The organism is Streptomyces misionensis (assembly GCF_900104815.1).
GTDB lineage: Bacteria > Actinomycetota > Actinomycetes > Streptomycetales > Streptomycetaceae > Streptomyces > Streptomyces misionensis.
This window is the reverse complement of sequence record NZ_FNTD01000004.1, coordinates 305,461-327,337: the sequence shown is the minus strand read 5'-3', so window position 1 is coordinate 327,337 and position 21,877 is coordinate 305,461. Positions and strand designations below refer to the sequence as shown.

Annotated in this window: 26 protein-coding genes and 1 pseudogene; 11 read left to right on the top strand and 16 right to left on the bottom strand. The window is 72.5% G+C overall.

Annotated elements, in window-relative coordinates:
* Positions 1 to 97 precede the first annotated feature (97 nt).
* The 3 genes from BLW85_RS02810 to BLW85_RS38245 all read right to left on the bottom strand — a co-directional run bounded on the left by BLW85_RS02810 (position 98) and on the right by BLW85_RS38245 (position 1,523).
* Positions 98 to 331: a hypothetical protein gene (locus BLW85_RS02810; RefSeq protein WP_143060406.1), complete on the bottom strand. Its 234-nt coding sequence runs from the start codon at positions 329 to 331 to the stop codon at positions 98 to 100.
* A gap of 229 nt (positions 332 to 560) precedes the next feature.
* Complete coding sequence (locus BLW85_RS02805; RefSeq protein WP_070029355.1) at positions 561 to 983, bottom strand: hypothetical protein; 423 nt, start codon at positions 981 to 983, stop codon at positions 561 to 563.
* 120 nt (positions 984 to 1,103) lie between these two features.
* Complete coding sequence (locus tag BLW85_RS38245; protein ID WP_074990387.1) at positions 1,104 to 1,523, bottom strand: FtsX-like permease family protein; 420 nt, start codon at positions 1,521 to 1,523, stop codon at positions 1,104 to 1,106.
* 163 nt (positions 1,524 to 1,686) lie between these two features.
* Here BLW85_RS38245 and BLW85_RS02795 point away from each other — a divergent pair, with 163 nt between their 5' ends.
* Positions 1,687 to 2,193, top strand: coding sequence for a DUF4232 domain-containing protein (locus BLW85_RS02795; protein WP_074990385.1), 507 nt, complete (start codon positions 1,687 to 1,689; stop codon positions 2,191 to 2,193).
* A gap of 107 nt (positions 2,194 to 2,300) precedes the next feature.
* Here the strand turns inward: BLW85_RS02795 and BLW85_RS02790 are convergent, their stop codons facing one another.
* Positions 2,301 to 3,056 (bottom strand): SDR family NAD(P)-dependent oxidoreductase, encoded by a 756-nt coding sequence (locus tag BLW85_RS02790; RefSeq protein ID WP_074990383.1) that lies wholly within the window; start codon positions 3,054 to 3,056, stop codon positions 2,301 to 2,303.
* Between the two features lie 128 nt (positions 3,057 to 3,184).
* On the opposite strand from BLW85_RS02790, the gene BLW85_RS02785 reads away from it, so the two are divergent.
* Together BLW85_RS02785 and BLW85_RS02780 are read left to right on the top strand one after the other, a co-directional pair.
* Complete coding sequence (locus tag BLW85_RS02785; protein WP_070029351.1) at positions 3,185 to 3,619, top strand: Rrf2 family transcriptional regulator; 435 nt, start codon at positions 3,185 to 3,187, stop codon at positions 3,617 to 3,619.
* A 69-nt stretch (positions 3,620 to 3,688) separates the two neighbouring features.
* The gene (locus tag BLW85_RS02780) at positions 3,689 to 4,267 is read left to right on the top strand and encodes a GNAT family N-acetyltransferase (protein ID WP_074995945.1); all 579 of its coding nucleotides are present in this window, start codon (positions 3,689 to 3,691) and stop codon (positions 4,265 to 4,267) included.
* Between the two features lie 161 nt (positions 4,268 to 4,428).
* Here BLW85_RS02780 and BLW85_RS02775 read toward each other — a convergent pair whose 3' ends face one another.
* The gene (locus BLW85_RS02775; RefSeq protein ID WP_074990380.1) at positions 4,429 to 4,989 is read right to left on the bottom strand and encodes a DinB family protein; all 561 of its coding nucleotides are present in this window, start codon (positions 4,987 to 4,989) and stop codon (positions 4,429 to 4,431) included.
* A gap of 171 nt (positions 4,990 to 5,160) precedes the next feature.
* Here BLW85_RS02775 and BLW85_RS02770 point away from each other — a divergent pair, with 171 nt between their 5' ends.
* Positions 5,161 to 5,739, top strand: coding sequence for a maleylpyruvate isomerase N-terminal domain-containing protein (locus BLW85_RS02770; RefSeq protein ID WP_074990379.1), 579 nt, complete (start codon positions 5,161 to 5,163; stop codon positions 5,737 to 5,739).
* Here the strand turns inward: BLW85_RS02770 and BLW85_RS02765 are convergent.
* Both BLW85_RS02765 and BLW85_RS02760 read right to left on the bottom strand, forming a co-directional pair.
* A complete protein-coding gene (locus tag BLW85_RS02765; protein ID WP_074990377.1) occupies positions 5,733 to 6,146 on the bottom strand; it encodes a hypothetical protein in 414 nt (137 codons plus the stop codon). The genes BLW85_RS02770 and BLW85_RS02765 overlap by 7 nt on opposite strands.
* Positions 6,147 to 6,166: 20 nt before the next feature.
* The gene (locus BLW85_RS02760) at positions 6,167 to 7,051 is read right to left on the bottom strand and encodes an AraC family transcriptional regulator (protein ID WP_074995944.1); all 885 of its coding nucleotides are present in this window, start codon (positions 7,049 to 7,051) and stop codon (positions 6,167 to 6,169) included.
* 139 nt (positions 7,052 to 7,190) lie between these two features.
* Here BLW85_RS02760 and BLW85_RS02755 point away from each other — a divergent pair, with 139 nt between their 5' ends.
* From BLW85_RS02755 to BLW85_RS02745, 3 genes are all read left to right on the top strand, one after another.
* Positions 7,191 to 8,006 carry an alpha/beta fold hydrolase gene (locus BLW85_RS02755; protein ID WP_079172239.1) on the top strand — a complete coding sequence of 272 codons (816 nt, stop codon included), beginning with the start codon at positions 7,191 to 7,193 and terminating at the stop codon, positions 8,004 to 8,006.
* 175 nt (positions 8,007 to 8,181) lie between these two features.
* Positions 8,182 to 8,850, top strand: coding sequence for a hypothetical protein (locus BLW85_RS02750; RefSeq protein ID WP_074990373.1), 669 nt, complete (start codon positions 8,182 to 8,184; stop codon positions 8,848 to 8,850).
* On the top strand, positions 8,847 to 9,155 hold the full coding sequence (locus BLW85_RS02745; protein WP_074990371.1) for a tetratricopeptide repeat protein: 309 nt from the start codon (positions 8,847 to 8,849) through the stop codon (positions 9,153 to 9,155). Before BLW85_RS02750 ends, BLW85_RS02745 begins: the two co-directional genes overlap by 4 nt.
* 101 nt (positions 9,156 to 9,256) lie before the next feature.
* Here the strand turns inward: BLW85_RS02745 and BLW85_RS39175 are convergent.
* A pseudogene (locus BLW85_RS39175) lies at positions 9,257 to 9,351 on the bottom strand.
* A 267-nt stretch (positions 9,352 to 9,618) separates the two neighbouring features.
* On the opposite strand from BLW85_RS39175, the gene BLW85_RS02740 reads away from it, so the two are divergent.
* A complete protein-coding gene (locus BLW85_RS02740; RefSeq protein WP_074990369.1) occupies positions 9,619 to 10,230 on the top strand; it encodes a hypothetical protein in 612 nt (203 codons plus the stop codon).
* Here the strand turns inward: BLW85_RS02740 and BLW85_RS02735 are convergent.
* A complete protein-coding gene (locus tag BLW85_RS02735; protein WP_079172238.1) occupies positions 10,206 to 11,084 on the bottom strand; it encodes a helix-turn-helix transcriptional regulator in 879 nt (292 codons plus the stop codon). The two genes, BLW85_RS02740 and BLW85_RS02735, sit on opposite strands and share 25 nt — an antisense overlap.
* Positions 11,085 to 11,160: 76 nt before the next feature.
* Here BLW85_RS02735 and BLW85_RS02730 point away from each other — a divergent pair, with 76 nt between their 5' ends.
* Positions 11,161 to 11,874 carry an SDR family oxidoreductase gene (locus BLW85_RS02730; RefSeq protein ID WP_070029342.1) on the top strand — a complete coding sequence of 238 codons (714 nt, stop codon included), beginning with the start codon at positions 11,161 to 11,163 and terminating at the stop codon, positions 11,872 to 11,874.
* Between the two features lie 66 nt (positions 11,875 to 11,940).
* Here BLW85_RS02730 and BLW85_RS02725 read toward each other — a convergent pair whose 3' ends face one another.
* Positions 11,941 to 12,501, bottom strand: coding sequence for a hemerythrin domain-containing protein (locus BLW85_RS02725; protein WP_074990367.1), 561 nt, complete (start codon positions 12,499 to 12,501; stop codon positions 11,941 to 11,943).
* Between the two features lie 178 nt (positions 12,502 to 12,679).
* Here BLW85_RS02725 and qcrB point away from each other — a divergent pair, with 178 nt between their 5' ends.
* Complete coding sequence (gene qcrB, locus BLW85_RS02720) at positions 12,680 to 14,320, top strand: cytochrome bc1 complex cytochrome b subunit (RefSeq protein WP_074990365.1); 1,641 nt, start codon at positions 12,680 to 12,682, stop codon at positions 14,318 to 14,320.
* 67 nt (positions 14,321 to 14,387) lie between these two features.
* Here the strand turns inward: qcrB and ctaF are convergent, their stop codons facing one another.
* The 3 genes from ctaF to BLW85_RS02705 all read right to left on the bottom strand — a co-directional run bounded on the left by ctaF (position 14,388) and on the right by BLW85_RS02705 (position 16,941).
* A complete protein-coding gene (gene ctaF / locus BLW85_RS02715; RefSeq protein ID WP_070029339.1) occupies positions 14,388 to 14,780 on the bottom strand; it encodes an aa3-type cytochrome oxidase subunit IV in 393 nt (130 codons plus the stop codon).
* A complete protein-coding gene (ctaD, locus tag BLW85_RS02710; protein WP_070029338.1) occupies positions 14,777 to 16,495 on the bottom strand; it encodes an aa3-type cytochrome oxidase subunit I in 1,719 nt (572 codons plus the stop codon). The genes ctaF and ctaD overlap by 4 nt, the downstream gene beginning before the upstream one ends.
* A gap of 203 nt (positions 16,496 to 16,698) precedes the next feature.
* Positions 16,699 to 16,941: a hypothetical protein gene (locus tag BLW85_RS02705; protein WP_074990362.1), complete on the bottom strand. Its 243-nt coding sequence runs from the start codon at positions 16,939 to 16,941 to the stop codon at positions 16,699 to 16,701.
* 339 nt (positions 16,942 to 17,280) lie between these two features.
* On the opposite strand from BLW85_RS02705, the gene uppS reads away from it, so the two are divergent.
* The gene (uppS, locus tag BLW85_RS02700; RefSeq protein WP_074990360.1) at positions 17,281 to 18,906 is read left to right on the top strand and encodes a polyprenyl diphosphate synthase; all 1,626 of its coding nucleotides are present in this window, start codon (positions 17,281 to 17,283) and stop codon (positions 18,904 to 18,906) included.
* Positions 18,907 to 18,972: 66 nt separating this feature from the next.
* On the opposite strand, the gene BLW85_RS02695 is transcribed toward uppS, so the two are convergent.
* From BLW85_RS02695 to BLW85_RS02685, 3 genes are all read right to left on the bottom strand, one after another.
* Positions 18,973 to 19,623 (bottom strand): hypothetical protein, encoded by a 651-nt coding sequence (locus tag BLW85_RS02695; protein ID WP_070029336.1) that lies wholly within the window; start codon positions 19,621 to 19,623, stop codon positions 18,973 to 18,975.
* A gap of 146 nt (positions 19,624 to 19,769) precedes the next feature.
* The gene (locus tag BLW85_RS02690; protein ID WP_074990358.1) at positions 19,770 to 20,249 is read right to left on the bottom strand and encodes a hypothetical protein; all 480 of its coding nucleotides are present in this window, start codon (positions 20,247 to 20,249) and stop codon (positions 19,770 to 19,772) included.
* Between the two features lie 508 nt (positions 20,250 to 20,757).
* The gene (locus tag BLW85_RS02685; protein WP_074990356.1) at positions 20,758 to 21,822 is read right to left on the bottom strand and encodes an aldo/keto reductase; all 1,065 of its coding nucleotides are present in this window, start codon (positions 21,820 to 21,822) and stop codon (positions 20,758 to 20,760) included.
* Between the last annotated feature and the right edge of the window lie 55 nt (positions 21,823 to 21,877).

Below are 21,877 nucleotides of genomic sequence, written 5' to 3'. Positions count from 1 at the left end.
CCGGTGGTGCGCCAGGGCGCGGCGGGCACGGCGTCCGGCCCCGCACAGGGCGCGGCGCCGGGACGGTCGTCCCGGCGCCCGGCAAGGCTGCTACCGGTTACTTCTTGCTCTTCTTGCAGCTCCACTTGCCGTTGACCTTCTTGAGGTGCTCGCCCTTGGGGCACTTCTTGTGGGTCGGCATCGGGTGGGGGGTCGATGCGTGCTTGGCGACGGTCGTGTGGGTGGTCACCGGCATCGCGAGGGCGGTCCCTGTCGAGGCCACCGCTGCTCCGCTGGCGAGCGTGCCCGCGGCGACGCTGGCGACCAGAGCCCGTACGATCTTGCTCTGCATGATCGGCACCTTTCCGTAGTCGGCGTCAGTACCTCCTCCCGATTCTTGGGGGCGGTTCCCGCGGCCCGCATCTCGATCACCGGCCCGAAGGAAGGTTCGAATGATGAACTGTCATGTACTTCCCGGGCAGTGCCCACCTGCGTGAACCGGGCAAGCAGTTCCGGAAACCGGGGCCGGTGCCGTCCCCCGAGGCGGGGGGAGCGGGACTCGGCCCGCAGCCCGGCGCGTCTCAGTCCCCGCCGCGGTGCATCCAGTGCGCCCAGCGCTGGTGGCGGCGGGACGGCGGACGCTCCTCGGGAACCGGCTCGGCGTCCGGCTCCGGTGCGGCGGGCGACGGCGAGGCCGGTGGCGGGCCGTCCTCGGGTGGACGCAGGCCCTCGGTGGAGTACTCGGTGGCCGCGATGGTGTCGATGATCTGCTGGTCGGTGAAGTTCTCCGAACCGGGGACGTGGGGCACGAAGCCGATGAGCACACCGTCGCTGACCACCTCCGCGTCCAGCCCCGACACCCCGTCGGTGTCCCACAGCGCCTCGATGTCGTAGTCCAGGACGACCCTGATCCCGAACTCGTACACCCCGGCCTCGACGAGATGGGCCATGACCCCCCGGTCCCGCAACGCCGCCACCACGCGCCGGGCACGATCCCCGTCCATGTCAGCCGCCTCCCTCCGGGTCCGCGGTGCCGGGCCCGTGCGCTGCCCGACACCACCATTAACCCCTCTCCCGCGCCGGAACGGGAGGCCCTCCGACGGTCCGGCCGAGCGGACCCGCGCCTACTCGGTCCGCATCCCCTCGGCGCGCACCAGCCGCAGCAGTGCCGGGACACCGAGGGCGCTCACCAGGGGGCCGAGCGACGCGCCGATGCCGTCCAGCGCGCACAGGGCCGACCAGTCGGCACGCACCGGACCACCGCTCATGCGCTGGAGCACCGCGCCGAGGGCGAGCCCGGTCGCCGCGGCAGGCAGCAGGCCGACGGCCACCGGCAGCGCGGTCTGCCAGAGCAGCGACAGGCCGGGAGTGCGCCGCGATGTGCCCAGGGCACCGAGGAACGCGAGGAGGCGCCCGCGGTCCTGCAACCGTTCCAGCCGGGAGACGAGCAGCCCGGCCCCGATCAGCGCGGACACCAGGGCGGCGCCGACGAACAGCCCGGTGCGGATGGAGGCGTAACGCGCCGACTCACGGGTGGCGACCATGGTGACCGCGTCCGTCGGCGGGCCGAGGGGCCCTGGGCGGGCCTTCCTTGTCCGTAGCGAGCCTGAGACATTCCCGGCGGCGGATCGGGGGCAGGATCCCGCTCGACCATGGTCCCGGTGGCGGACACCCACCGGGAGCATCAGCAAGGCAAGGAGTGTTCGCATGGGAACGAAGCACACGTTCGCGGCCGTCTTCGCCGCGGCCGCGCTGGCGGCCACCACCGCCACGGGGATCGCGCAGGCCGCGCCCGCGACGGCCGAGGGCACCGCCCCCTCGGCCTGCCGCCCGGCCAACCACCTGGCGAGGATCACCGAGGGGCCCGCCAGCGCGGGACACCGCCACTATCGCGTCACCTTGACCGCTCCGCGCGGATACGACGCGTGCAGGCTCGCCGGTTCGCCCACCGACGTGCGGTTCTGGAACCACGACTCCCGCACCGGCGCCGCCGCCGGGCACTGCGGGGATCAGAAGGCCACGGTGACCTTCGGCCCGGGACACCCGGTGCATTTCGACATCCAGGTCCCGAACAACGGGCACGGCACCCGCTCCGACGAGGCGTCCTTCACGCTGCGGGCCCCGGACGGTGAGATCCCCGGCACCTCCTACGCCGAGGGCGCGTTCGACGCCGCCCCCGGCACCCTCATCGGCCCGGTCCAGCCCGGCGCCTGACGACCCGTCGCGACCCCGGCGCGTCCCGCGGTGGGACACCCCGGGGTCGCATCGGCCCGGTCGCCGGACGGACCCGCACGAGCAGCCGCGCGGCAGGGGGTGCCGGTTCAGGCGTTGTAGCCACCGTGGGCGTCCAGCACCGCGCCCGTGACGTACGACGCGGCGGGGCTCGCCAGAAAGGCGATCGCCGCGGCGATCTCGTCGGGGTGGCCCACGCGTTGCAGGGAGAGCGAGCCGATCAGGGCCTTGAGGGTCTCGGGGTCCGGCCCTTCCATGCCGCCCTCCATCAGTCCCGCCTCCACGACATTGGCGGTGATGTTCCGGGGCCCGAGGTCCCGTGCGACCCCCATGGTGTAGCGCTCGATCCCCGACTTGGTCGCCGAGTAGTCGGCGAGGCCCGGGGCGCCGACCCGGGAGCCCAGTCCGGAACTCACCGTGATGATGCGGCCGCCCGAGCGCAGCACTCGGGAGGCGGCCCGGATGACGGCGATCACCCCGAGGTAGTTGGTGGCGTGCATCCGGTCCAGCGCGTCGGTGTCCGCGTCCGGGTCGTCCACCCTGCGGCCCTGCTCCACCGAGATCGCCGCGTTGTTGACGAGGATGTCCAGGCCGCCGAAGTGCGCGACCACGTCGTCGATCAGTGCCGGCGCCCGGCTCGTGTCCGCCTGGTCGGACCGGAAGGCGACGGCCTTCCCTCCCTTGCCCCGCACCTCGTCGACGACGGCCTGCGCCTGCTTCTCCGAGCTGACATAGCTGAAGGCCACGTCGGCGCCCTGCTCGGCCAGCAGCCGTACCGTCGCGGCTCCCAGTCCGCGCGACCCCCCGGTGACCAGGGCGACCTTGCCCGTGAGTGGCTTGCTCATTCTTCCCACCTCGTTGATCGGTCCTTCCCGACAGTCGTAACAGTAATTGTTACGACCCGCTGTTGCAACCTTCATTGTTACGACTGCTTGGTCGTAACATGAAGCGTTGCGGCCGACAGGAGGGGTCCATGAGCGCCAACAGCAGGCTGACCATCGCCGCCCACGCGCTGGCCTGGATCGGCCTGTACCAGCGCCAGGGCCACGAGGTCGCCACCTCCGAGCAGATCGCGGCCAGCGCGAACACCAACCCCGTGGTGATCAGGCGGCTCCTCGGCGAGCTGCGCGGGGCCGGGCTCGTGGAGTCCCGCCGGGGCGTCGGCGCGGGCTGGTCACTGGCGCGCGAGCTGGAGTCGATGACCCTGCTCGACGTGTACGACGCGGTGGAATCCGGCCCGCTGTTCGCGATGCACCGCACCACCCCGGACCAGGGATGCGTGGTGGGTCACGGCATCCAGCCGGCGATGCGGGGCATCTACGCGGGCATCGAGGAGACCTTGCGGAAGGAGCTGGCCCGCGTCACGCTCGCGGACGTCCTGCGGGACGTCCTCGCGGCCCCCCGGTAGGCGGGAAACCCGTTGCGCGTGGGCCGCACCGGATGTCTGATGGACCGGCCGCCGATCAAGGGAGGGAACATGAGTGGGTCGCTGCCCACCCCCTCGTTGCACACCGCTCGCCTTCGACTGCGTGCCTTCGAGGACGCGGACGCGCACGACCTCTTCGCCCTGCACAGCAGCGCCTACGTGCTGCGCTACTGGGACGCGCCACCGTGGAGCGAACGCGTGCGCGCCGAGAGGTTCATCGCGGCTGGCCGGCGGATGGCGCAGGAGGGAACCGGGGCACGGCCGGCCGTGGAGCGCCTTTCCGACGGTGCGTTCATCGGCTGGTGCGGACTGAGCGGGTGGAACCCGGAGTACCGCAGCGCGTCGCTCGGCTACTGCTTCGGCGACGCGGCGTGGGGCCAGGGCTACGCGACCGAGGCCGCCCGTGCCCTGCTGCGGTGGGCGTTCGACACGCTGGACCTCAATCGCGTCCAGGCCGAGACCGACACACGCAACCTGGCCTCCGCCCGCGTACTGGAGAAGCTCGGCTTCGTGCGTGAAGGGACGCTGCGGGAGAACTGCGTCGTGGGCGACGACGTCTCCGACTCATGGGTCTACGGGCTGCTCAGACGGGATTGGCAGCCGTCCGCCGAACCGGTTCCCGGTCGCTGAGCCGTGTCCTCGCCACCCGGTACCGCATGCCCCCGGGCAACCGGGGGCAGGGCCGCCGAACGGGCAGGAGGCGAGGCCATCACCGAGCATGGGGGTCGGTGGCCGGCACCTGGCCGGGCGGATGACGGGCGGCCGGTGGCGGACCGGCCGGCCCCGTCAGCTCACTGTCCCACTCGTCCGTCGATACGCTCGCGCAGCAGATCGGCGTGGCCGCAGTGCCGGGCGTACTCCTCGATCCGGTGCACCAGCAGTTCCCTGACGGAGATCCGGTCCTTCCCCAGCCGCTCCCCGAGGTCCGGGTGCGCGTTCAACGCGGCGTCCGTGGCGGCCTGTTCACGCGCAAGGTCGGCGAACGCGGCGTCGACCGCCGCCCGTTCGGCGACGGCGCCGTCGAAGTCCGCGTCGCGCCGACCGTACAGCTTCGGGAGCGGTTCGTCGTCGCCGATCCAGTTCCGCCAGTTCCTCTCCACCTCGGCGAGGTGCCGGACCAGGCCGAGCAGCGACATCGTCGACGGCGGAACCGACCGCCGCGCCAGCTGCTCCGGGTCCAGGCCCTCGCACTTCATCCGCAGGGTGGTGCGGTAGTCGGCCAGATACCGGTCCAGGGTCGCGAGTTCGCCCTCCGGGGCCGGCCCCGAGCCGTCGCGAGGGTCGTCATCCGGGTCGACCCACATATCGGGAAAGACGGTTGCCTGGCTCCAGCGCGCGGGTTCGTCTGTCATGCCGCTCATGCTCGCCCGCGAGGGCACGAGCCCGCCAGCCGATTTCCCGGGCCGAGTGGGGCGTCCGGGGCGGCCACCGCGGTCCTCGGTCGCTCGCGCGCCCGTCACCCGTGCCCCGCCGTCGGAGGGCGTGTCGTCGGGGCAGGGCAGGCGGGCGTTGGAAGGGTCGGCGTGACGACCGACCGTACGGACTTCGACCCCGCGGCGGCCCTGGCGCGGATCGCCGCCGCGACCGGCCAACTCCTCGGGACGGCTGCCAAGTTCACCGACGCCGACGTACGCGCGCCGTCACTGCTGCCGGACTGGTCGCGCGGGCACGTGCTGACACACCTGGCCCGCAACGCCGACGGCGGCCGGCACCTGCTGACCTGGGCCCGGACCGGCACGGAGACACCGGAGTACCCGAGCCTCGCCGCACGGGCCGAGCAGATCGAGAGCGGAGCGGGCCGCGGCGCCGCCGAGCTCCTGGCCGATCTGAGGGACAGCGCCGCCGCGTTCGAGGCCGAGTACCGCAGGATGCCGCCCGAGGGCTGGCACCGGATCGTTCGCTGGACCCGCGGACACGCCCCCGCCGTGCGGCTGCACGCCACGGACACCGGCACCGGCCACGTCATCGGCGGCGACCCGTCGGCGCCCGTCGTCCGCGGGTCGCAAGGCTCCCTGCCGGCCTGGCTGATGGGCCGCTCGCCGGGCACCGACCTGGTCGTGGACGACGCTCGGGACCTGTCCCGGCCGCCCTTCCTCTACTGATCCCCGCCCCGGCCCGACGGCCCCGGCGTACCGGACCGGGTGTCGCGCAACCGGCGGAGCAGTTCCCGGGCGGGAGCGCTGTCCGCGTCGAAGGCGTGGAAGCCCTCCTGGCCGGCCGGCACGGCGGGGCCCCACAGCCGTACTCCGTGGCACTCGAAACAGAAGGCCAGCCGAAACAGCGGCCCGGTGGCGCCGTGCACCCGGATGCCCCAGCCGGGGTTGAAGCAGCGGCGCATGTCGCCGTCCGGCAGAGCACCGATCAGGGTCAGCGCCCGAACGGCCTCCGTCCCCTCCCAGACGCCGGTCTCCTCGCCGCTGACGTCCTCGGCGCTGTAGTGCCGCAGCGGATCGAGGATGCGGACGACCTCGACCAGTTCGGCGTTCTCGTGGGTGATCGGGAGGGGCAAGGCAGGCTCCGTCGGTCGTGTCAGATGGGGTGCGCGCCGGTCGCGGCGTACGCCGTGCGCCAGATCGTAGGAGGTGTGCCGGTCTGACGGCGGAAGAAGGTGGTGAAGTTGGCCAGGTCCCGGAAACCCAGGCGCCGGGCGCAGGTGCCGACGGGGAGGTCGGTGTGGGCGAGGAGTCTGCGGGCTTCCAGCAGGATGCGCTGGTCGAGGAACGTCTTGGCGCCCGTACCGGCGGCGGCACGGGTCGCCCGGGTCAGGGTGCGGGCGTCGTAGCCCAGCGCCCGCGCGTAGTCGCCCACCTGGTGCCAGTGGGTGAAGTGCTCCTCGACGGCCGCCCGGTAGGCGCGGAACACCTCGGTGTGACGGCCGCCGGCGGGAGCCGAGCGCAGTGGCGCGGGGGCGTCGGGGAGCGTGCACAGGAGCAGCGCCGCCAGCAGGTGGGAGAGCAGCGCGGGGGACGCCGGCCGCGGTGTCCGGGCGGCCGCGCCGTGCTCACGACCGAGGTGTTCGGCCGCGAGGAGGGCGAGCGACAGGCGTTCCCCGTCCAGTTCCCAGCACGCGGGCGCGGTGGCCTCCGCGGAGGTGAAGCCGGGCAGGAAACCGGGCCGGAAGAGGATCAGGGGGCCGTCGCAGGCGTCGATGTCGCTCCAGCGGTGCACCATGCCGGGCCGGATCCACACGACGCTGCCCGCCGCCAGCGCAGAGGTGCGGAAGTCGGCCTCGTGCGCACCGGTTCCGGAGCCGACCAGAGCGAGGACGTGGAAGTCGGGACGCTGCGGCCGTACGCGTCGCCGGTGCGGGTCCATGGCACGGAGCCCGGCGAAGTCGAGGACCTCCACCCCGTACGAGGACCCCACCGCGGGCAGGTAGCGCAGCTGCCGTACCGCATCGTGTCCGTTTTCCACAATGACCGGGTCCCTTTCGACGACCACGCGGGCGGTTCGCTGCCTACTGTCGACGACGGGCCTGACAGCCAGGCCAGACTACCGGTGCACGGCAGCGAGGAGACGGCGGCAGCCGCGCTCCACGGCTGCCGGGAGAGGCATGACGATGACGGAAACCACAAGGATGGTCGCCGTGGCGGGCGGCAAGCTGGAGGTGCGGACGGCGGGCCATGCCGGACCGGCCCTGGTGTTCGTCCACTACTGGGGTGGCTCCGCGGACACCTGGGACCGCGTGCTGGACCAGCTGCCGCCCGCGCAGGCGACGGTGCGCTTCGACCAGCGCGGCTGGGGACGCTCACGGGAGCTGCCCGGGCCCTTTCACCTCGACCGGCTCGCCGACGACCTCGCCCGTGTGACCGAGACCTGTGCGGCCGGGCAGTTCGTCCTCGTCGGCCACTCCATGGGCGGCAAGGTGAGCCAGCTCCTCGCCGCGCGCCGGCCGGCCGGACTCGCGGGCCTGCTGCTCGTCGCACCCGGGCCGCCGCAACCGCCCGCCACGGTGACCGAGGAGTACCGGCAGGGCCTCTCCCACGCCTACGACTCGCCGGAGACGGTGCGGCACGCCCTCGACCACGTCCTCACCGCCGTACCGCTGACCGAGCCGGCACGGACCACCGCGGTGCGCGACAGCCTCTCCGCCGCCCCCGGTGCCCGGAGCGAGTGGCCCCTCCAGGGCATCGCACGGGACATCACGGCGGCCGCACGGCGGATCGACGTACCGGTGGCGGTGCTGGCCGGCGAGCACGACGTGGTGGAACCCCCGGGGGTCCTGCGCGAGCACCTTCTTCCCCACATCCCGCACGCATCCCTGACCACCGTCCCCGGCAGCGGCCACTTGCTCCCCCTCGAAGCCCCCGCCGCCGTCGCGCAGGCCGCCGGAGACCTCCTGGCGTCCCTCGGCGAGGCGGGCGGGTAGGAAGCTCGCGATCCGGGCGAGGAGCCGACCGGACAACGACCGCCAGGGGACCGGCGGGTACGCTGTGACCTGCGGCGACCGAAGGATCTTCAGGTGTCCGCACCACTCTTCGACAGTCCGCGGCGGCCGTTCGGTTCCACCCGGACCGGCGGCACCGCTCCGCGTCGAGAGTCATGTGCGGGCGCTGCTCGCCGAGCGCCAGTGCCTCGTGGTGCTGGACAACGCCCGCGACGAGGGACAGCAGTCCTCCTGGCCGGGCCTGGTCCCTCTGGACACCACCGAGCAGGCCCGGGCCTGGCTGGAGAGCGAGGCCTCCGCCTGGCTCGCCACGCTGCGCGGCGCGGCCGCTCGGGGTGAGCACGCCCGGGTCGCGGCGACCGCCGAGGCCATGGAGGGCTTCGCCAACGTGTGCGCCTTCTCGGGCTACTGGACCGAGGTCTACCACCTGTCCAGCGAAGCCGCCGCGGCGCTCGACGATCCCCGACTGCGGGCCGCCCAGCTCAGCATGTACTGCTGGGCGCTGGCCAACGAGTACCGGGCGGAGGAGGCCGTCGCACGGGCCGACGAGGCGTTGGAACACGCCCGCCGCGCGGGGGATGTCTCCCAGCAGGCCCGGGCGATGTACTACGCGTCGTGGCCCTGCGGCCAGCTCGGCCGGGACGAGCAGCGCATGGAGAAACTCCGCGCCGCCGCCGACCTGTTCGAAGCCGCCGGCGACCACGAGGGCTGGACCTTCTCCATGCTCTCCTACCGGACGAGCCGCGCGAGCTCGGCCGCGCCGAGGAGTCCCTGGCCCTGCACGAGCGTGTCCTCGCCTTCCTGGACGCGCCCGACTGCCGGTTGACCGGGCACGTCGCCGACCTCGTGCGTCTCACGGCGGATACCGCGCTCGGCCGCGACCTGGCCGCTCTGGGGCGGTGGCGGGAGGCCGCCGACCACCTGCGCGGCGACCTGCGCCGGATCCAGCAGCTCGGAGTCCCCTCCTTGGAGGCCGACGTGCGGATGGAGCTGGGCAGGGTGCTGGCCGAACTGGGGGAGATCGAGGAGGCCCGCTCCTGCCTCCGCCGGGCGCTCGCTTTCGGCGACGCGGCGGACAGCGGGAACCTGAAGATCGTACAGAGCCTCCTGGAATCGCTCCCCGCCGAGTGAGACCACTCGCGGCGCGCCCTGGGCCGGGGCTCACGGACCGCTGCCGGCCAGCGGTCCGCCTCCCTTGCGCCCGTCAACGGGCCCCGCTCGCGCGCGCCTTGCGGAGAGGGCAGGATTCGAACCTGCGTGGACCCTTGCGGATCCGACCCCGAGGCATGCTCGTCGGTCCCCGATCAACCACTCCGGGCACCTCTCCTCGCTCCCGGCTCCGGGTCGGTGCCCGGTGCCGTTCACAGGGAAGAGACTGCCAGGCGCCGCTGACACGGCGCTGACGGACCCGGCACCGTGACCCGCCCAGGCTTCTGCGCCCGCTCGGTCGCGGCTGGTCGGCAGGTGTCTCGCAACGCCTTGTCACAGGAATGTCTCAGCGTCGATCGCCACGCAACCGGGGTCGCGGCGGCTCTGTCTGGATAGACGCAAAGCCCGCTCACCAGGAGCGGGACCCGACCCAAGGGGGAATCCGATGCGTGTTCGCAAGGTCTCGATGCTCGCTGTCGCCGGTGTGGCCGTCGGTCTGTCGCTCACGGCCTGTAGCGGCAGTGGCTCGGACAGCGCCTCGCCCTCCTCCAGCCCTTCCGTCACGGCCAGTTCGTCGGCCGGTTCCGCGAGCAGCGCCCAGCCCGGCGCCTCGGCCGGCAAGTCCGGCGCGGGCTCGGCCGCGACCACGGGCTCGGGCAGCGCGAAGAAGTCCGGCGTGAGCTGCACCAACCAGATCGACTACGCCGGTGACCCGCGGTCCAACGCGGAGATCAACAGCATTGGTGAGCAGACGGGTCACTGCCCGGCGCCGGAGAAGGGCAGCAAGCCGGCGGGCACGCCGAAGAAGTCCGGCGTGAGCTGCACCAACCAGATCGACTACGCGGGCGACCCGCGGTCCAACGCGGAGATCAACAGCATTGGTGAGCAGACGGGTCACTGCCCGGCGCCGGAGAAGGGCAGCAAGCCGGCGGGCACGCCCAAGAAGCCGGGCGTCAGCTGCACGAACCAGGTCGACTATGCCGGTGACCCGCGCTCCAACGCGGAGATCAACAGCATCGGCGAGCAGACCGGCTACTGCCCGCCGGTCCGGCACTGAGGCACCGGCCGACGGCCGCCGGACCGCGACCCGGACGGAGGCCCGGCCCTCGCCGTCAGCTCACGCAGCGCCCTCGCCGAGGAGGACCCGGGATCGGCCGTGATCAGGACGACCTCCTGGTCGTCCTCGGGGACCAGGAGAACATCGCAGTTCAGCCGCAGCTCGCCGGCCGTCGGGTGGGCGAGCGTCTTGGCACGGTGCCCGGGGGCGTGGACCGGGCGGGTCTCCCAGAGCAGCCGGAACTCCTCGCTCCCGGCGCGCAGTTCGGCCAACAGGGCGGCGAGCCGGACATCGTGCGGGTAGCGGTCGGCGGCCCGGCGCAGCCGCGCCACCACGATGTGCCCGAACTCCTCGGCGCCGGAGCTCTCGTACATCCGCCCCTCGCCGAGGAACCGGCGCCGCGCCAGGTTCGTCGTCCCCCGTCCGAGATCACCGCCCAGCAGGGCCTGGGCCAGCGGGTTCCAGGCGACGATGCCGTAGGCGGCGTCGGTGACGATCGCGCCGGTCTCCGGCAGGCGCCGCAGCATCCGGGCCACATGCGGGCGCACCCGCCGGACGGCCCCGGTGGCGGGCGGCGGCGCACTCGTGCCGGCCAGGCGGAACAGATGGCTGCGCTCGGCCGGGGCCAGGCGCAGTGCCTGCGCCAGCGCGTCCAGGACGCGGGGCGACGGGCGGGGGCCACGGGCCTGTTCCAGGCGCACGTAGTAGTCGACGGAGATGTGGGCCAGCTCCGCCACCTCTTCGCGGCGCAGGCCCGGGGTGCGGCGCGGGACGCTCGTGGGCATCCCCAGCTCGTGCGGCCGCAGGGCCGCGCGGCGCTCCCGCAGGAAGCGGGCCAGTTCCTGCCGGGCCATGCCGCCTCGCCTCTTCCCGTTGCCTGGTACAGGTGGTCCCTGGCAGGGTCGTCGGCGCCAGGGGACCGTGGCTGTCATGAACGATCGCACAGCACTGGTCACCGGTGCCAACAAGGGAATTGGCCTGCACATCGCCCGCCTGCTCCTGGCGGAGGGGTTCGTCGTGCACGTGGGCTCCCGCGACGCCGGGCGCGGGCGGCGGGCCGTCGAGGAGATCGGCGGCGACGCGCGCCCGCTCGTCCTCGACGTGACGGATCCCGACAGCATCACCACGGCCGCGGCACGACTGGACCGCCTCGACGTACTGGTCAACAACGCGGGCGTCCTGCCCTCGCTCGCCCCGCCCACCGAAACCACCCTGGACGACTTCCGGAGCGCGTACGAGACCAACGTGTTCGGAGTCGCCGCCGTCACCAACGCCTTCCTGCCCGCCCTGCGCCGCTCCCCGCACCCCCGGATCGTCAACATCTCCAGCGGCACCGGATCACTGACCTGGAGCACGAGCCCCAACCCCCAGTTCACCCCCGGCAGCGGCGCCTCGGCCGCGTACCGGTCGTCGAAGGCCGCGCTCAACGCCCTCACCGTCCTGTACGCCCAGACGCTGGCCGAGGACGGCTTCAAGGTCAACGCGCTCGCCCCCGGCCGGCGCGCCACCGACCTCAGCCACCGGGCGGCCACGGGCGGCGACCCGGCCGAGGCGGCCCGGGGAGCCGTACGACTGGCTCTCCTGCCGGACGACGGGCCGACCGGCGCGTTCTTCTCCTGGGACGGAACCCCCGTGCCGTGGTGACCACGGGCGACGGTCCCCGAGCGGTTCCGTGGGACCCGGGGCGGCACACGGACCCGGGCCACCGCCTCACGGCCTGCCGCGGCGTGTGACGAGGTCGCGCAGCCGGTCCCACGGGCCCCACACCTGCGCGGTGGCCCTCGTCAACGGAGCCGAGCCGGGTGCGCCGGGCCGGGGACGGGTCGGCGCCGACGCCCGCGCCCTGCGGGCCTTGCCCCCGAGATCCCGCAGGACATCGGCGGGACACAGCGCCTGGAGGCGCGGCAGCAGGAGCTGTTCCTCTTCGACGACGTGCTCCGTGACACGGTCCAGCACGGACAGCAGAAGACGCCCGAACCTCTCGCTGCCCGCCTCCTCGGCTTCCAGGGACGTCAGCAACTCCTCGATCCGGCGTTGCCCGTCGAGTCGCCGTTCGACGCGGGCGCCCCCGTCGGGCAGGTACCGGCGCAGGACCGGATGCAGGTGTTCCCGCTCCACCGTGAAATGGCGGACCAGGTTTATGCTCACCTGCTCCACCAGAGTCTTCCGCTCGTCGCCGCGGGGCGACGAGGAGCGGATACGGTCGAACAGGCGCTGGATCTCGCGGTGGTCCGCCGTCAGTTCCTCGATGATGCCGCTCCCACTGTCCACTGCCGCTCCCTCGACCGCCGTCGAAATGCGTGTGCCCTCGGCAAGCCTGCGCAACAGGCCGGTGGATCTTGCCCAAGATTGAATCACGCGGCACTCGGCACTTCCGCTGTGCCGCGCGGCCGATCGAGCCGCGCGGCACAGCGGCGCCGGGCGGGACGTGGAGGAGCGTGGTGCGGGCATGCCGACGGGACGGCGCAGGGCGGTACTCGAGGCGAAGGCGCGACAGGCCGCATTCCAGGCCTATGTGGTGACGGACCGGCGCGCACCGGTGTCGGAACTGGCCCGGCAGCTGATGCGCAAGGCGTTCCCCGACCACTGGTCCTTCCTGCTCGGCGAGATCGCCCTCTACAGCTTCGTCGTGCTCGTCCTCACCGGCAGCTATCTGACGCTCTACTTCGACCCCAGCCTGGTCCAGGTGCCCTACACCGGTTCGTACGCGCCGCTTCGGGGACTGCTGGTGTCGAAGGCGTTCGCGTCGACGCTGCACGTGAGTTTCGAGGTGCGCGGCGGTCTGCTGATCCGCCAGATGCACCACTGGGCGGCACTCGTCTTCGTCGCCGCCATCGGCGTCCACATGCTCAGGATCTTCTTCACCGGCGCGTTCCGCAGGCCCAGGGAACTGAACTGGGCCATCGGCGTGACCCTGTTCATGCTCGCCCTGCTGGAGGGCTTCTGCGGCTACTCGCTCCCGGACGACCTGCTGTCCGGCACGGGGCTGCGCACCGCCAACACCATCGTGATGTCGATCCCCGTCGTCGGGACGTCCCTGGCCTACTTCGTCTGGGGCGGCGCCTACCCCGGCACGCTGCTCGGCCAGCGGCTCTACATCCTGCACGTGCTCTTCGTCCCCGGCCTGCTGATCGCCCTGATCGCGGTGCACCTGGTCCTGGTCGTCTATCTGAAGCACACCCAGTGGGCGGGCCGGGGCAAGACCAACCGGAACGTGGTGGGCCAGCCGATGTACCCCTCGTTCACCGCGCGGTCCACCGGACTGTTCCTGATCGCCTTCGGCGTCACCGCGGTGCTGGCCGCGGTCGCCCAGATCAACCCCGTGTGGAACTACGGCCCCTACATCACCGACCAGGTCTCCACCGACGCCCAGCCCGACTGGTACGTCGGCTTCCTGGAGGGGGCGCTGCGGCTGATGCCGGCCGCGGAGACCACCGTCGCCGGGCACACCTTCATGTGGAACGTCTTCCTGCCCGCGATCGTGCTGCCCGCGCTGCTGTTCGCCGTGCTGTACGCCTACCCCGTCTTCGAGCGGTGGGTGACCGGGGACCTGGTGGAGCACCATCTGTGCGACCGTCCCCGAGACCGGCCGGTGCGCACGGGGCTCGGGGTGGCGGGCATCGTCGGCTACGCCGTGCTGCTCATGGCCGGCGGCAACGACGTGATGGCCTACGAGTTCGGCTTTTCCGTCAACGCCCTCACCTGGCTCTTCCGCATCGCGCTTGTCGTCGGTCCGGTCGTCGCGTACCTGCTCACCCGGCGCCTGTGCCTCGCGCTGCAACTGCACGAGCGGCAGCTGTACCGGGAGGGGGAGGAGACCGGGGTGGTGCACCAGGACCTCGCCGGCGGCATGGGGGAGAGCCACACGGGACTCGACCGGGAGCGGCGCTACCGGCTGCTGGTGCGGGAGCGCCCGCTGCCCCTGCCGGCGCCCGGGCGCCAGGCCCCGCTACGTCGCCGCGTCAGGGCGGCGCTGAGTTCCTGGTACTACCGCGACCGGGTCGAACTGCCCACGACGGCGGAGGAGCGCCTCCAGGTCACGGGCCGTACGGCGGACCCGGTGTCGGGCGGGGCCGGCGGCGAGCAGTGAGCGGGACCGGCCCGCCGGGGACGGGCTGCCCGCGCCGTGCACCGGGCCGTGCGCGGCCGTCCCCGCCTCATCGGATCTCCCGGTTCCCGAACTGGAAGACCAGGCCGAACACCCCCGGCCACAGCAGGCCGAAACCGAGGAGGACGACCCACACCCCGTAGACGATGCCGACGGCGATCACGGCCGCACCCAGCGCGGTGACGACCGGGTAGCCGCTGGAGGGCGGGAAGAAGTCGACGACGCCGCTGCGCTCACGGATGTCGGAGTCCTGCCGGTCCTCGGGGCGCGTGCCCTTGCGCCGGTAGTTGATCAGGAAGAAGAACGAGATCACCGACGACATGCAGAAGGCGACGGTCAGCGCGGCCGTGCCCGCCGGTTCGCGCGCGAACCAGATGTAGGCGGCGTCGGTGAGGAGGAAGAAGACGGCCACACCGGCGAACATGTACGCCTCGTGTTTCATTCGCTCTGCTCTCCCAGCGTGTCGGGGGTCGGCTCCACCGTTCCGCGGGCCTGCTCCGGCAGCTCCTGCCGCACCTCGGGATGGTGCAGATCGAACGCGGGGGAGTCGGAGCGTACGCGGGGGAGCGAGGTGAAGTTGTGCCGGGGCGGCGGGCACGACGTCGCCCATTCGAGGGAGCGGCCCCAGCCCCAGGGGTCGTCCACGTCGATCTTGGGCGCGTAGTACGCGGTCTTCCAGATGTTGTAGAGGAACGGCAGGTTGGACAGCCCGATCAGGAAGGACCCGATGGTCGAGATGGTGTTCAGAGTGGTGAAGCCGTCGGCCGGCAGGTAGTCGGCGTACCGGCGGGGCATTCCGATCTCGCCCAGCCAGTGCTGGACGAGGAAGGTGGTCTGGAAGCCGACGAACAGGGACCAGAACTGGATCTTGCCCAGGCGCTCGTCGAGCATCCGGCCCGTCATCTTGGGCCACCAGAAGTAGAAGCCGCCGAACATGGCGAAGACGATCGTGCCGAACAGCACGTAGTGCAGGTGCGCGACGATGAAGTACGTGTCGGTCAGATGGAAGTCCAGGGCGGGCGAGGCGATGACGACGCCGCTGAGCCCGCCGAGCAGGAAGGTCACCATGAAGCCGGCCGACCACAGCATCGGCGTCTCGAAGGAGACGCTGCCCTGCCACATCGTGCCGATCCAGTTGAAGAACTTGACGCCGGTCGGGACGGCGATCAGGAAGGACATCAGGGAGAAGAAGGGCAGCAGCACCGCGCCGGTGGCGAACATGTGGTGGGCCCACACGGCGGCCGACAGCATCGTGATCGCGATCGTGGCGCCCACCATGCCGACGTATCCGAAGACCGGTTTGCGGCTGAACACGGGGATGATCTCGGTGACGACGCCGAAGAACGGCAGCGCCACGATGTAGACCTCCGGATGGCCGAAGAACCAGAAGAGGTGCTGCCACAGCAGCGCCCCTCCGGAGGCCGAGTCGAAGATGTGGGCGCCGTAGGCGCGATCGGCCACCAGCGCCAGCAGGATCGCGGTGAACACCGGGAAGGCCAGCAGCACCAGGATCGAGGTGAACAGGATGTTCCAGGTGAAGATCGGCATCCGGAACATCGTCATCCCCGGCACCCGCAGACACACGATCGTCGCGATGAAGTTGACGGCGCCGAGCGTGGTGCTCACCCCGGCGACCGCCAGCCCCATGGCCCACAGGTCGCCGCCGTGGCCGGGGGAGTGCACCGCGTTGTTCAGCGGCGCGTAGGCGAACCAGCCGAACGGCGCCGCACCCTGGTCGACGAGGAAACCGGAGAGGACGATCAGCCCTCCGAAGAGGAAGAGCCAGTACGACAACGCGTTCAACCGCGGGAAGGCGACGTCGGGGGCCCCGATCTGCAACGGCATCACGGCGTTCGCGAACCCGGCGAAGGTGGGGGTGGCGAACAGCAGCATCATGATCGTGCCGTGGATCGTGAACAGCTCGTTGTACTGCTGGTTGGTGACGAACTGGAGCCCCGGCCGGGCCAGTTCCGCACGCATGATCATCGCGAGCACGCCGGCGAACAGGAAGAACGCGAACGAGGTGACGAAGTACAGATGGGCGATCTTCTTGTGGTCGGTGGTCGTCAGATAGTCCCGGACCCGCTGTCCCGACGGCACCCGGGGTTCACGGGTGGTGACGTCCGGGCCGCCCGGCCCTGAACGTGTCTGTGTCATGAACGCCCTCCACGCGCTGGACCGACCGTGGGCATCCGGGGGCGTTGGCACCCCGGCTCTGGTGGCAGCGTGCCGGGCGCCCGCGAAGGTGCTCCGCCCTGCCCGGATGACACCGCGTCAGAATGCCAGAGACGACCGCTCGTCGCGTACGACGCGACGGTGCCATCCGGGTGGACGCCGAGGTCAGGCGGTCTTAACGACGGTCAGCAGCACCGCGGAACCGTCCAGGGCCGCCAGGCCGTGCCGCGCCGGGGGCACGACGAGCAGGTCACCGGCCATGCCCTGCCCTCCCGGTCGTGGCGCCACCGCTCCCGGTGGAACTCCTCCGCGTTCCGGCCGCCCTCGCGGTACAGCACCCGCCGGTCGGCCGACCGGCTCCCGGGGAAGAAGTACTGCGCCGTGCCCATCAGCCGTTCCGCCGCGGCATCGACCCGGTCGGTGCTCACCACCGTTCGCCTCCTCGGATGCCGCGCTCACCCACTCGTGCCCCGCGCCCCCGGTTGCCCCGCGCGGCCGGCCGCGCGGGGCGGTGTCCACCATGCACCGCCGACGCCCGCCGCGAGCGGGTACGACACTCCGCGGGTCCGCAGACGGGCGGCGCGGATACTCGAAGGGCCGAAGCCCGGCGGCCGGTGCGCGCGCCGAGCAGGTCTTTCGCCGGCCCGGCCGCACCGCCCGCCACGGGACTTCCGGGAAGCCGCCGAGCGGTTCGCCACCGAGCGGCCGATGGGTCGTTGGCACTGGCGGAGGCCGCCGCCGAGGCGGCCGGAAGGGGAGGTCCGCACGTGCACCGCAGTGAAGGGGAATTCGGGGTCGCACCGGAGTTACGCGAGGCGTACGAGGTGTGCGAGGCCGAGGTGCGGCGGCATCTCGGCCGGCTGTGGACGGCGATCGGGGTGCTCCTGCCCGAAGCGGTCCGCCCGTTCGTGTACGCGATCGCCGGCTGGGTGGTGTGCACGGACCGGATCGCCGACGAGGGCCCGCCCGGGGACCGGGTGGAGCGGTTCGCCCGCTGGCGGGCCGACACCATGGCCGACCTGCGCTCCGGGCACAGCGCGCATCCGGTGCGGCGCGCGTTCGTGGACACGGTGCGCGGATGGGACCTCGACCGCGCGTTGGTCGAGGAGTACCTGGAGACGATCGCCGCGGACTGCGCGGCGGTGCCGGACTTCGAGTCCTTCGCCGATCTGCGACGCTATCTGCGGGGGTGCTCGGGGGCCACGGCCGAGCTGTGGGCCGCCCTGGCGGAGCCGCGGGGGCCGGAGGCCCTGCGACTGGTGTCGGTGCTCGCCGAAGCCTGTCAGATGGCGGACCTGTTCGAGGACCTGCCGGCCGATCTGGCGGCGGGCCGCTGCTACCTGCCCAAGGGCGATCTGCGCCGGCTCGGGCTGGACATGGACGACCTGCGGCGCGGCGCGCCCCGCGAGACGCTGGACGCGTTCGTGGACGTACAGCTCGCCCACTGGCGCACGTTGCTGGACGAGGCGGTGCCGGTGACCGGGATGGTGGGGAAGGAGTACCAGCCGTTCGTGCACTCCCTGCTGCTCGGCGCGCAGACGCACTACGACGAGGTGACCCTGCTGCGGTCCGAGGTGCTGACGGCCGGCATCGAACCGGTGCGACTCGACGGCGAACCGGTCCGGCGCCCGGCCCGGCCCGTGCCGGGAGCGGTGCCGGGCCATATCGCGGTGATCATGGACGGCAACCGGCGCTGGGCCCAGGCCCGCGGTCTGCCGACGCCGCAGGGCCACCGAGCGGGCGAACGCGCGACCCTGCGGCTGGTCAACGCGGCACTGCGGCTGGGCATCCGGCACCTGAGCGTGTACGCGTTCTCCACGGAGAACTGGGAACGCTCACAGGACGAGCTGACCGCGCTGTTCGAGGCTCTCGCCGACGGGATCGCCCGGAACGCGCGGTGGCTGCACGGCCTCGGGGTGCAGGTGCGCTGGTGCGGGCGGCGCGACCGGATCGACACCTCGCTCGCGTCCTCGATCGCGCTGGTGGAGAGCATGACCTGCAACAACGACGTGCTGATGCTCACCGTCTGCGTGGACTACGGCGGCCGGGAGGAACTGACCGCCGCCGCCCGCGCGCTGGCCGCGGAGGCGGTGTCCGGCGCGATCCGGCCCGAGGACATCGGCCCCGCGGACCTCGCTCGGCACCTGTACGTGCCGGAACTGCCCGACGTCGATCTTTTGGTGCGCACCTCAGGCGAACAGCGGATCAGCAACTTCCTGCCCTGGCACCTCGCCTACGCGGAACTGTTCTTCGACCCCGTTCCATGGCCGGACTACGACCTGGCCCGGCTGCGTGACGCCGTCACCGCCTACGCGGCACGTGCGCGCCGCTTCGGCGGCGACGGCGCCCTGCCCGCGCAGACCGGACACGGGAAGCCGGCCCGCACCGGCTGACCGGCCCGGGCCGGCGGTCACCGACGCCGTCGTCCGGTCCTCACGGCCGTCCGGTCCTACCGGTGGTCACGCCTTTGGCGGGGTGTACACGCCCTCGGCCGTCACATGCCCCAGCACCGTGGCGGTCGTGAAGCCGGCCTCGCCGAAGGCGGTGCCGAACGTCTCCACCATCTCCGGCGTGGGCCGCAGCGGCACATCGGCGATCCGGACCCGCATCGGCCTGCCCAGCGGCACGCTCTCCGTCCTCAGCACCCCCTCGTGCCACTCCGGCCGGGCCACCGCGCGGTGCGCGACCTCGAACCCGTTGACGACGCCCTTGCCGGACGCCAGCCCGTCCCGCAGCGCACCCTCCAGGTCGCTCACCTGCACGGTGCCGTCCGGTGTGCGGAACCGGACCCCACCGTCGAGCCGTCCGTTGCCGTGGGCCTGCGCCGGGTCGGTCAGCGCCGGGTCGCCCTGTCCGGAACGCACCGGGAAGCGGATGGCCTTGCCCTTGGCGTCCTGCACCAGCCGGGCCGGGGCCACCGGCTCCACCACCGCCTGGAAACGGTCGAGCAGCGCCTGCGCCTGCTCGGTCCAGCGGACCTCGATCCAGCCGTCGGACACCGTGCCCAGCGCGCCCGGCTCGGCGGTGTCGGCGGACGCCGTACCCGTGAACTGGGCCAGTAACGGCGCGGCCATGGCCGCGCCCAGCACCGAACGTCGCGATGCGCTCATCGATGTGTCTCCCTCGCTCCTGGGACCGCGGGCCGCGGTCCGCAGGGAGCATGGGGCACCGCGCCGCAGCGGGGAGAGCGATGAAGGTCAAACCGCCCGAAAGCATGACGGGCGGGATCGATCACGCCGGTCCGGGCGCTGCCGGTTCAGGGAAGCGGGGGTAACGGGGGACGCGGCGCGGCTTCCGGCAGCGCGGTGGTGGCCCCGCCCGGGTCCTCCTCGGGCACCGGGAGCGGCTGCCGGCAGGGCGTGGACAGATCGAGGCCCGGTGCGGCCCGGACGAGTGCGCGGGCCGTGGCCCTGGCCTGCGCGAGGGTCGGCGCGCCGACGGAGAGGAGGCGGAAGGGCGCGGGCGGCCGGAGTTCGACGCACACGACGGGTTCGCCGAGCCGTACGACCACGAAGTCCGTCCCCGCCTGGTGGCGGCGGGTGCCGATGCTCCGGGCGCCGGGAATCGAGACGCCGTGCCGGGGGACCCCGCGCAGGGCACGCCACCAGTCGGCCTCGACCGTAACCCGGCGCACCGCGGCCAGCGGCACCCGCACATCGCGCCGGCGGACGGCCGCCCGCTCCCGCAGTGTCAGGCGTACGACCACGTCGTCACCGTCGACCAGCATCCGTGCCATGACTCGACCCTTCCGTCCCCCATCCTCGTCCGGAAGGCGGCCGGATGTCCTGTGGGGAAAGACGTCGGGGACGGGCGACCGGGTCCGTGGGCGCGGTCGTACCGGACGTCCTGGAACAGCCGATCAAGGGGTATGCCGCGCCCCGGGCCGCGCTCTCGGGCCCGCCCGTGGACGATCACCGCGAGGGCGTGGAACCGGGCCCCGGGGTGGCCCTTGCCCCGAGAAGGACGAGCATGCTTCGGGTCCGCGCGTCGCCTGCGTCGGCGGCCGCCCGGGGGCGCGTCGGCCGCTCCCTGGTGCGCGGCCAGGATCGCAGGGCGTGCCGGGTTTCCTCCTGCTCGGCGACGAGGCCACCGCGAAGGCCCTGGTCACCGCCTCCGCCACGGCACGGAGGGGCCCGCCGACGGCGGCGCCGGGCCCTCTCGACGGCCTTGCGGCCGCCGACGATCGCACCGGGCCGTCGTCGCGAGCCCGACGGAAGCTCGCCGTACGGCCGTGGGCCTCCGCCTCAGCGGCGGGATTCGATCTTCAGGCCGCCCGTGGTCACCTCGCGGATGTGGGCACTGGCGAGCATGTCGTGCGGGTAGCCGAGTCCGATGGCGCCGGCCTCGTCGAGGCGGGCCAGCTGGGAGTCGGTGAGGTCGACCTCCAACGCGCCCAGGTTGTCCTCCAGTTGCGCCGGGGTGCGCGCACCGATGACCGGTGCGGTCACGCCCGGATTCCGCAGGGTCCAGGCCAGCCCGACCTGGGCGGGTGTGCGGCCCAGCTCCGCGGCGACCGCCTTCACGACGTCGGCGATGGCGAGGCTGCGTTCGGTGAGCGTGCCCAGGGCGAGGTTGAGGCTCTTGCGGGTGCCGGCGCCGGACACGGCGTCCGCCCCGGTCAGGTCGGCGCGGCCGTACTTTCCGGTGAGCACCCCGCCGGCCAGGGGCGAATAGGGGATCACGCCGAGCCCCATCTCGCGGGCCATGGGGATCAGATCACGTTCCCCGCCGCGCTCGACCAGGTTGTACTCGATCTGCAGCGCGACCAGGGGCGACCAGCCGCGCAGCTCGGCGATGGTCTGCATGCGCGACACCTGCCAGGCCGGCGCGTTGGAGATCGCGACGTACAAGACCTTGCCCTGCCGGACCAGATCGTCCATGCCGCGCAGGATCTCCTCGACCGGTGTCGCGACGTCCCACACGTGCAGATAGAGCAGATCGATGTAGTCCGTGCCGAGCTGCCGCAGGCTCGCGTGCACCGAGGCGAACAGGTTCTTGCGGTGCGCGCCACCGGAATTCGGGTCGCCGGGCCGGCGCAGCGTCGTGTACTTCGTCGCCAGCACCAGCTGTTCGCGCCTGCCGCGGGAGAACGCGCCCAGCAGACGCTCGGAGGTGCCGTCGGTGTAGGTGCCGGCGGTGTCGAAGAAGTTGCCGCCCCGCTCGACGTAGAGGTCGAACAGCCTGCGTGCCTCGTCCTCTTCGGCACCCCAGCCCCAGTCGGTGCCGAAGGTCGCCGCGCCCAGCGCCAGCGGTGAGACCCGCAGCCCCGAGCGGCCCAGCAGTCGGTAGGTGTCGAGGGTGAGTGACATCGTGTGCTCCCACGGTGGTGATCCGTTTGCCGAGAACAAGGCTGTGACGGCGGTC

What these genes read in the sequence shown, in the direction of transcription:
- BLW85_RS02685 (WP_074990356.1), bottom strand. Translation starts at nt 21,822, where the DNA reads ATGTCACTCACCCTCGACACCTACCGACTGCTGGGCCGCTCGGGGCTG.
- BLW85_RS02735 (WP_079172238.1), bottom strand. Translation starts at nt 11,084, where the DNA reads ATGGCCCGGCAGGAACTGGCCCGCTTCCTGCGGGAGCGCCGCGCGGCC.
- BLW85_RS02730 (WP_070029342.1), top strand. Translation starts at nt 11,161, where the DNA reads ATGAACGATCGCACAGCACTGGTCACCGGTGCCAACAAGGGAATTGGC.
- BLW85_RS02780 (WP_074995945.1), top strand. Translation starts at nt 3,689, where the DNA reads ATGAGTGGGTCGCTGCCCACCCCCTCGTTGCACACCGCTCGCCTTCGA.
- BLW85_RS38245 (WP_074990387.1), bottom strand. Translation starts at nt 1,523, where the DNA reads ATGGTCGCCACCCGTGAGTCGGCGCGTTACGCCTCCATCCGCACCGGG.
- BLW85_RS02795 (WP_074990385.1), top strand. Translation starts at nt 1,687, where the DNA reads ATGGGAACGAAGCACACGTTCGCGGCCGTCTTCGCCGCGGCCGCGCTG.
- BLW85_RS02775 (WP_074990380.1), bottom strand. Translation starts at nt 4,989, where the DNA reads ATGACAGACGAACCCGCGCGCTGGAGCCAGGCAACCGTCTTTCCCGAT.
- BLW85_RS02790 (WP_074990383.1), bottom strand. Translation starts at nt 3,056, where the DNA reads ATGAGCAAGCCACTCACGGGCAAGGTCGCCCTGGTCACCGGGGGGTCG.
- BLW85_RS02805 (WP_070029355.1), bottom strand. Translation starts at nt 983, where the DNA reads ATGGACGGGGATCGTGCCCGGCGCGTGGTGGCGGCGTTGCGGGACCGG.
- qcrB (WP_074990365.1), top strand. Translation starts at nt 12,680, where the DNA reads ATGCCGACGGGACGGCGCAGGGCGGTACTCGAGGCGAAGGCGCGACAG.
- BLW85_RS02690 (WP_074990358.1), bottom strand. Translation starts at nt 20,249, where the DNA reads ATGGCACGGATGCTGGTCGACGGTGACGACGTGGTCGTACGCCTGACA.
- BLW85_RS02810 (WP_143060406.1), bottom strand. Translation starts at nt 331, where the DNA reads ATGCAGAGCAAGATCGTACGGGCTCTGGTCGCCAGCGTCGCCGCGGGC.
- BLW85_RS02755 (WP_079172239.1), top strand. Translation starts at nt 7,191, where the DNA reads ATGACGATGACGGAAACCACAAGGATGGTCGCCGTGGCGGGCGGCAAG.
- BLW85_RS02740 (WP_074990369.1), top strand. Translation starts at nt 9,619, where the DNA reads ATGCGTGTTCGCAAGGTCTCGATGCTCGCTGTCGCCGGTGTGGCCGTC.
- ctaD (WP_070029338.1), bottom strand. Translation starts at nt 16,495, where the DNA reads ATGACACAGACACGTTCAGGGCCGGGCGGCCCGGACGTCACCACCCGT.
- ctaF (WP_070029339.1), bottom strand. Translation starts at nt 14,780, where the DNA reads ATGAAACACGAGGCGTACATGTTCGCCGGTGTGGCCGTCTTCTTCCTC.
- BLW85_RS02695 (WP_070029336.1), bottom strand. Translation starts at nt 19,623, where the DNA reads ATGAGCGCATCGCGACGTTCGGTGCTGGGCGCGGCCATGGCCGCGCCG.
- BLW85_RS02785 (WP_070029351.1), top strand. Translation starts at nt 3,185, where the DNA reads ATGAGCGCCAACAGCAGGCTGACCATCGCCGCCCACGCGCTGGCCTGG.